Source organism: Pseudomonas sp. BF-R-01 (genome assembly GCF_019946615.1).
Classification (GTDB): Bacteria; Pseudomonadota; Gammaproteobacteria; order Pseudomonadales; family Pseudomonadaceae; genus Aquipseudomonas; species Aquipseudomonas migulae.
This window is the reverse complement of the sequence record NZ_JAGYFX010000171.1, coordinates 1-7,102: the sequence shown is the minus strand read 5'-3', so window position 1 is coordinate 7,102 and position 7,102 is coordinate 1. Positions and strand designations below refer to the sequence as shown.

The 7,102-nt window shown below is 61.3% G+C and carries 7 protein-coding genes and 1 pseudogene; 5 read left to right on the top strand and 3 right to left on the bottom strand.

What is annotated here, in order from left to right; genetic code table 11:
- Positions 1–652 (bottom strand): annotated as a pseudogene (locus KGB27_RS30385) (two-component sensor histidine kinase); the annotation flags it as partial.
- Positions 649–1,359, bottom strand: coding sequence for a response regulator (locus KGB27_RS30380; protein ID WP_008036621.1), 711 nt, complete (start codon positions 1,357–1,359; stop codon positions 649–651). The gene KGB27_RS30380 and the pseudogene KGB27_RS30385, both read right to left, overlap by 4 nt.
- Positions 1,360–1,526: 167 nt before the next feature.
- Here KGB27_RS30380 and KGB27_RS30375 point away from each other — a divergent pair, with 167 nt between their 5' ends.
- Entirely contained in the window at positions 1,527–2,318 is a 792-nt protein-coding gene (locus KGB27_RS30375; RefSeq protein WP_008036622.1) for a VacJ family lipoprotein, read from the top strand.
- A 215-nt stretch (positions 2,319–2,533) separates the two neighbouring features.
- On the opposite strand, the gene KGB27_RS30365 is transcribed toward KGB27_RS30375, so the two are convergent.
- Positions 2,534–3,433 carry a LysR family transcriptional regulator gene (locus KGB27_RS30365; protein WP_223557323.1) on the bottom strand — a complete coding sequence of 300 codons (900 nt, stop codon included), beginning with the start codon at positions 3,431–3,433 and terminating at the stop codon, positions 2,534–2,536.
- A 92-nt stretch (positions 3,434–3,525) separates the two neighbouring features.
- Here KGB27_RS30365 and KGB27_RS30360 point away from each other — a divergent pair, with 92 nt between their 5' ends.
- From KGB27_RS30360 to KGB27_RS30345, 4 genes are all read left to right on the top strand, one after another.
- Complete coding sequence (locus tag KGB27_RS30360; protein ID WP_223557322.1) at positions 3,526–4,071, top strand: NAD(P)H-dependent oxidoreductase; 546 nt, start codon at positions 3,526–3,528, stop codon at positions 4,069–4,071.
- Between the two features lie 59 nt (positions 4,072–4,130).
- Positions 4,131–4,514, top strand: coding sequence for a hypothetical protein (locus tag KGB27_RS30355; RefSeq protein ID WP_223450834.1), 384 nt, complete (start codon positions 4,131–4,133; stop codon positions 4,512–4,514).
- 83 nt (positions 4,515–4,597) lie between these two features.
- Positions 4,598–6,520 carry an alkaline phosphatase D family protein gene (locus tag KGB27_RS30350; protein WP_223557321.1) on the top strand — a complete coding sequence of 641 codons (1,923 nt, stop codon included), beginning with the start codon at positions 4,598–4,600 and terminating at the stop codon, positions 6,518–6,520.
- Positions 6,521–6,584: 64 nt separating this feature from the next.
- A complete protein-coding gene (locus KGB27_RS30345; RefSeq protein WP_223557320.1) occupies positions 6,585–7,100 on the top strand; it encodes an adenylate kinase in 516 nt (171 codons plus the stop codon).
- Positions 7,101–7,102: the final 2 nt, after the last annotated feature.

Here is a 7,102-nt window from a genome sequence, read left to right as displayed (position 1 = left end):
CCTGGGGGCCGAGGGGTTCGATGGGCGGGGCGCGGAAGTCCACGCCAAAGCGGCGGGCACCTTCAGCGAAACGTTGCAAGGGTGTGGCGAGGCGGCGAGTGGCGATCAGTGCGACCAGCGCGGTGGAGATCAGCACCAGCAGGATGACGATCAGGTAACGCGGCGTTTCGTCGAGGCCCCAACTGCGTGAGGGCGCGGAGAACATCAGCCAGGACGAGTCGGGCAGCTCGATCAGCAGCGCGTAATGCGCGTCCGCCGAGGGCTCCGTCCAGTCAGCCGGCTCGTAGGTCTGGATTCGACCTGCGAATTTAAGCAACGGCTGCAAGAGGGTCGAGCCGATTTCGGAATCCAGATCCTCCACCGGCGGCAGGTTGAGCTCACGTCGATCAAGGTGCCAACTGACGGTAAAGCCTTCATCACTGACAGCTTGTGCCAACTGGCTGCGCAGGGGCACCGGGGCAGCCTTGATGACGCGGGTGATGGCGGCCATTTTTTCCAGCAGCCCGGTTTCAGTCAGCGGCGGCCGCGCCCAAACGCCAGCGAGCTGGATGAACAGCCCGTTGAGCGCCAGCGAAATGAGCATAGCGAGGATGATGGTCAGGGCGATCCAGCGCGCCACCGTGTCCCGGCGAATCCGCTTCAGCCAGTTCATCGCCGCGTCACACTTGGAGTGAACAGGTAACCGCCGTTGCGCACGGTGCGAATCATCGCCGGGCGCTTGGTGTCGGATTCGAGTTTGCGTCGCAAGCGGCTGACTTGCACGTCGATGCTGCGGTCAAACGCGTCGTGACAATGCCCCCGCGCCAGGTCCAGCAGCTGCTCGCGGGTGAGGATGCGTTGCGGGTGTTCGACGAAGACCAGCAACAAATCAAACTCACCGGCCGACAGCGGGATCATCACGTTATCCGGCGAGCGCAGTTCCCGGCGGGTGACGTCGAGGTGCCAGTCGGCGAAGTCGATCAGCGGCCGTGGACGCTCTTGCGCCAGCGGTCGACGGTCCTCCACGCGGCGCAACACGGCACGCACTCGGGCCAACAGTTCGCGGGCGTCGAAGGGTTTGGTCAGGTAATCGTCGGCGCCGAGTTCGAGGCCGACCACCCGATCACTGAGTTCACCCATGGCGGTGAGCATGATCACCGGGATCGCGTGGCGGATGCGCAGCTGCTGGCACAGGATCAGCCCGCTGTCGCCGGGCAACATCACGTCGAGAATGATCAGGTCTGGCGCCTTGCGCTCGATGGCCGCCCACAGCGACGCGCCGTCGGTGGCGACCTCGACACTGTAGCCGTGCTGGACGAAGAATTTTTTCAGCAGATCGAGGACTTCAAGGTCGTCGTCGACAATTAAAAGGCTGTTCACCGAAGGTCACTTAACGGGGCGAATGGAACCGTCATCTAAAACCATTCACGGCAGCGCGTCATATATTTCAATCCTGCAATAAAACGACAGCGGCGCAATAAACCGGACATCTTTGCGCAAGGCTCGGGGCCCAGCATCGCCGTCAATTCCTCCCGAGACTCGCGTCCATGTTGCCTTTCAAATGTGCTCCCTGGCTGGCCCGCAACACCTCGATTGCCGTGCTGGCCGCCGGGTTGGCGGGCTGCAGCAGCCAGCCGTCGTCCAGCGCCGAAGTGAGCTGCGCCGACATCGCCTATTCGGTGTACGACCCGGCGGAACCGCTCAATCGCGGGGTCTTCGCGTTTAACCGGGTGGTGGATGACTACGCCCTGGCGCCGGTCGCTCGCGGCTATCGCCACACGCCGGACTTTTTCCAGACGGGTGTGCATAACTTCGTGGCGAACTTCGGCGAGCCCGAGGTGTTTATCAACGACCTGCTGCAAGGCAACCCGATGCGTTCGGTCAATACGCTGGGGCGGTTCGCGCTGAATACCACGGTGGGCGTGGTGGGGTTGATCGACGTCTCCGGCATGGCCGGCATTCCACGTCATAAAGCCGACTTCGGCCAGACCTTCGGCGTGTGGGGCATCGGCGATGGGCCAATCGTCGAACTGCCGTTGCTCGGCACGTCCAACAGCCGCGATGCGGCCGGGCGTGTGCTGAGTTTCGTGGTCGATCCGTTCGGCGACAACAGCGATACCGTGGACACGCTCTCAACGATCAACACCGTCGGCGACATCGTCGATGGCCGAGCCGAAGTCTTGCCGCTGACCGACAGCCTGCAAAAACTGCCGGACTATTACAGCGCGTTGCGCAACGTGGTCGCCGAGCATCGCGCCGCTTTCGTGGTCGAGGGCAAACAAGGCTCGCCGAAGAACACTCAACCACAATGCACAGGAGCACCGGCCGATGGTTTCTGAAGGCCTGATTCTTCAACACCGCGTGACCCGCGACGATGAGGCGAATCTGCACTGCCGGGAAATCACCCTGCGCCTGTCCGCAGACTGTCGCCAGCTGGTGCTCACCCGCTACACCGAACACTACGGCCCGGCGGTGGTGCGCTGGATCGAGCGCAGTCACACGGTGTCGGTGAGCGAGCTGTTTCGCTGGTTGGTCGCCAACGGTGAGGCGGATGTCAGTGAGCAGCGATCACTTCCTCCAACACCCGCGCTACGCACTGCACCGCCGCGTCCTCATCGCGGCGTTTATGCCAGGCCAGATGCACCGCAAATCCCTCAACCTCAATCGGCGGTTGCACGGCGTGCAGCGTCTTGGCCATCGGCATCGACAGGCACTGGCTGGGCAACATCGCAATCAGGTCCGAGCCCAACAGCAGATCCGGAACCATGACGAAGCTCGGCACGACGATCCCGACCCGTCGCGCCAGCCCCCTCCCTTTCAATAATTCGTCGAGCGGGCCCCAGGTTGCGCCTCGGCCAGACACCAGCACGTGTGGATAACTCAGCCAGCGCTCGAGATCGAAGTCTGCAATTGCAGGATGCCCGGCGCGCATCGCCACCACGAAATGCTCGTGCAACAGCAGGCGGCGGGTGTAGTCCGGTCCGAGGGGCGGGAAGACCGACATGGCCAGATCGCTTTGGCCGCGACTCAAACTTTCCTGAGCCGCTTCGCCGCCCTGCCAGGGTTGAATCACCAGGTCGATGCCCGGTGCCAACTCGGCCAGTCGCTGGTGCAACTGTTGCGCGACGATGATCGCCGGGAAGTCGGCCATGACGATGCGCACGGTTTGGCGCAGGGTGCTCAGGTCGGCACTGGCAGCGCCGACCAGCGTGCTGACCGAGCCCAGAATCTGCTTCAACGGACCGCGCAAGGCCTGCGCCTTGGGGGTCAGTTGCATGCCGCCCGGTACGCGTTCGAGCAGGCGATCCTGGAACAGATGCCGACAACGCTCCAGCGCATTGGAGGCCGCCGGTTGCGACAGGCCGACACGCTCGGCCGCGCGGGAGACGTGGGCTTCGTCGAGCAACGCATCGAGCACGGTCAACAGATTGAGGTCCACCGAACGTAGATTCATTGAATCAATACCTAATTAGACAAACCATCCATTGGAGCAATTTATAGCACGCTGGCACGCTGTGGCTCCCTTCACTTGAACCGGGTAATCCCATGAACGACACCACGCTGATTATGAGTTTTCACCCGGATCTGGGACGTTCACACGCCAACCGCGCCTTGCTCGATGCGGTGAAGGATCTGCCGGGCGTCTCCATCGTCGATCTGTATGGGCTTTACCCGACCGATGAAGTCGACACCGCCGTGGAGGTGCAGCGCTTGTTGTCGGCAAAGCGGCTGGTGCTGCAATTTCCGGTGCAGTGGTACTCGACGCCGGCGCTGCTGAAAAACTGGCAGGACCGCGTGCTGACGCAGATGTACTACATCGCTTATGAAGCGCAGGGTTCCAGGCTTGAAGGGTTGCCGATCATGATTGTGGCGACGGCGGGCAATACGCCCGAGGCCTACAGTGAAACCGGCGTTAACCTGTTTCCCCTTGAGCAATTGCTGCAACCGTTGCGCGCGACTGCGCATCGCTGCCAATGGGCGTGGAGCGAGCCGTTTCTGGTGTATCGGGCCAACAAGCTGCCGGGCTCGGAGTTGCATGTCATCGCCACTGAATACCGGGCCAGGATTGAGCAGTTTCAACGCAACCCATGACACTCTTCAGCTCAAAGCCACTGATTTGATATCGTGCACGCCATCGTCTCTCCCGACCCATGAACAAGGAAGAATCAATGGTACCCCTCGGCATTTTGGTGTTCCTCGCTGCATCAGCGGGGGTATGGCATTGGATCGTGAGGAATCGTGGCAGCGTCAATCTGTGGCTGGCCAACCTGGCAGGTGCCCTGGCCAGTTTCCTCGTGGGTGTGGTCGTACTGATCTTCATGGCCCCCGAACAGGCTGGAACACGGGGCCCGGCGTATTTTCTTTATTCGTTGATGGCGTTCATCGGGGTGTTCATCGGGACGTGGCTCTTCGTCATCGCCCGATTCAAGGAAGGCGAACATCCGGTCGGCCGTCATTTTATCGCCGGGGCCTGCAGTGTGGTGGCGGCATTTTTCACGCTGTTGCTGTGGGTAACGACCTTCCCCCCCAAGTAAACGTTACCCCAGGCAATTGATGAAGTTCAGGCAGAGGTCTGCGTTATCATCGCCGGCCTGTGCGCCAAGAGTCTTGAACCCGGATGTCCGAATCACTGCCACTGCCTGACAACTGCACCCCACTGCCACCGGTTCTGGTCGGGCCGCTGTTGCGGCGCCTGGAGCCTTCACGGCTGGTGCTGTGGCTCGTGGGCACCCGGCCGTTATCGCTGACGTTGCGCCTGCAAGATGTTGGCGACATCCGCCTCGACGCCGGGCAATGCACGATCATTCCCGTCGGAACGCACGCCTTTATTCATTTGATCGATGTGCCGCTCGACAACGCCCTGCCCTGCGACACGTTGATCGAGTACGACCTGTTGATTGATGGCGCAATGACGGGCATCGCCGAATGGGCGCCGCATCTGTTGTATGGCGAAGCACGCTGCCCGAATTTTGTTTTGCGCTCGCGGATCGACCAACTGCTGCATGGCTCTTGCCGCAAACCTCACCATCCCGCCGCCGACGGCTTGCTCTGCGTCGATCATTTGCTGGCTTCGGAACACGAGGCCACTGAGCGCCCGGCGTTGCTGATGATGAGTGGCGACCAGGTGTACGCCGACGATGTCGCCGGGCCGATGCTGCGGGCCATTCATGCCTTGATCGCACGGTTGGGATTGTTCGGCGAACACCTCGAAGGCGCCGTAGTCAGCGACAGCGCCAAGCTCTATGAGCATGCGGCCAGCTACTACCACCGTGCGGATTTGTTACCGGCGCTGCAAAGTAATGAAACCCTGCGCGAGCGATTTTTCGGCGGGGCGCGCAAGCCGATTTTCACCAGCAGCAGTGCCGACAATCATCTGGTGACCTTCGCTGAGGTCATGGCCATGTACCTGCTGGTGTGGTCGCCGACACCCTGGACGCTGATCACGCCCAAACCGCCGAAGTTGATTCCCGAACGGCGCGAGCGCTATGCGCTGGAGCAGACGCGCATCGATACCTTCAAGGCTGGCCTGGGCGGTGTCGCACGGGCCTTCGCGCATCTGCCGTGCCTGATGATCTTCGACGACCACGATATTACCGATGACTGGAATCTTTCCGCGCAATGGGAGGAAACGGCCTACGGCCATCCATTCTCCAAGCGCATCATCGGCAACGCGCTGATTGCTTACATGTTGTGCCAGGGCTGGGGCAACAACCCGGATGCGTTCGGCGCGGTGCTGGCGAAGACCGATGGTTTCAGCGCGACCGGGGAAGACGGCTATCTCGACAGCCCGGTGCAGGACGCCTTGATCGATGAGCTGCTGAAGTTTCAGCACTGGCATTACGTGCTGCCCACCAGCCCCGCGATGGTGGTGCTCGACACCCGCACCCGGCGCTGGCGCAGCGAGATGACACTCAAGCAACCCTCGGGTCTATTGGACTGGGAAGCCCTCTGCGAACTGCAACAGGAACTGCTGGATCACCCGTCGGCGATCATCGTTTCGCCCGCGCCGGTGTTCGGTGTGAAGCTGATCGAAACCGTGCAACGGGTGTTCAGCTGGTTCGGTTATCCCTTGCTGGTGGACGCCGAAAACTGGATGGCCCATCGCGGCGCAGCGCAGGTGATCCTGAACATTTTCCGACACTCGCGTACACCGGGTAACTACGTGGTGCTGTCAGGCGATGTGCATTATTCCTTCGTCTACGAAGTGCTGATCCGACACCGCAAGGCGGGCCCCAGGATCTGGCAGATCACCAGCAGCGGCATCAAGAACGAATTTCCGCCGACGCTGCTGGAATGGTTCGACCGCCTCAACCGCTGGCTCTATTCGCCGCGCTCACCACTGAACTGGCTGACCAAGCGCCGACGGATGCGCATCGTGCCGCATGTTCCGGAGCATGCCGAGGCGGGTGAACGGTTGTGGAATTCGGCGGGGATCGGGCAGGTGTTCTTTAATGAAAAAGGACAGCCGCAGGCGATTTACCAGCACAACTCGGATGGCTCGCCGAAGACGCGGATGGTGGCGCCTGAGGCTGAAGACTGAAGGCGAGAGACCGAGTTGTCTGCATCGCGAGCAAGCTTGCTCCTACAGTAGATCGTGGTGATTTATGGATCTCATCCGAACCCTGATCATTGGCAATTCCGGCTCCGGCAAGAGCTGGCTGGCCGAGCGATTGGCCAGCCAACTGCAAATACCCTGGGTTGATCTGGACGCGATTCACTGGCTGTCCGACGAACACAGCATCGCCCGCCCCCGCGCCGAAGCCCTGGGCATGGCGCGGATCGCAGCAGATGAAGAGCGCTGGGTGATCGAAGGTGTCTACGGCTGGATCGTCAGCGAACTTATCCACAGGGCCACGGCGTTGATCTGGCTGTGTATTGACGATGAGGAATGCGTCGCCAATGTTCGTCTGCGTGAGGCTAATCGGGATGAGCAGGACGAGAGGCTGATCGCCTTGCTCGACTGGGCCGGCAGTTATCGTGCTCGCGAGGGTTCAAGTGGGTTTGCCGAGCATCGGCAGTTGTTCGAAGGGTTCGCCGGTTCAAAACTGCGACTCATGAACCGCGCGGACATCACCGACTTCGCTGATTCCCGGCCGTATAAGAGCGAACCGCACCTGTAGGA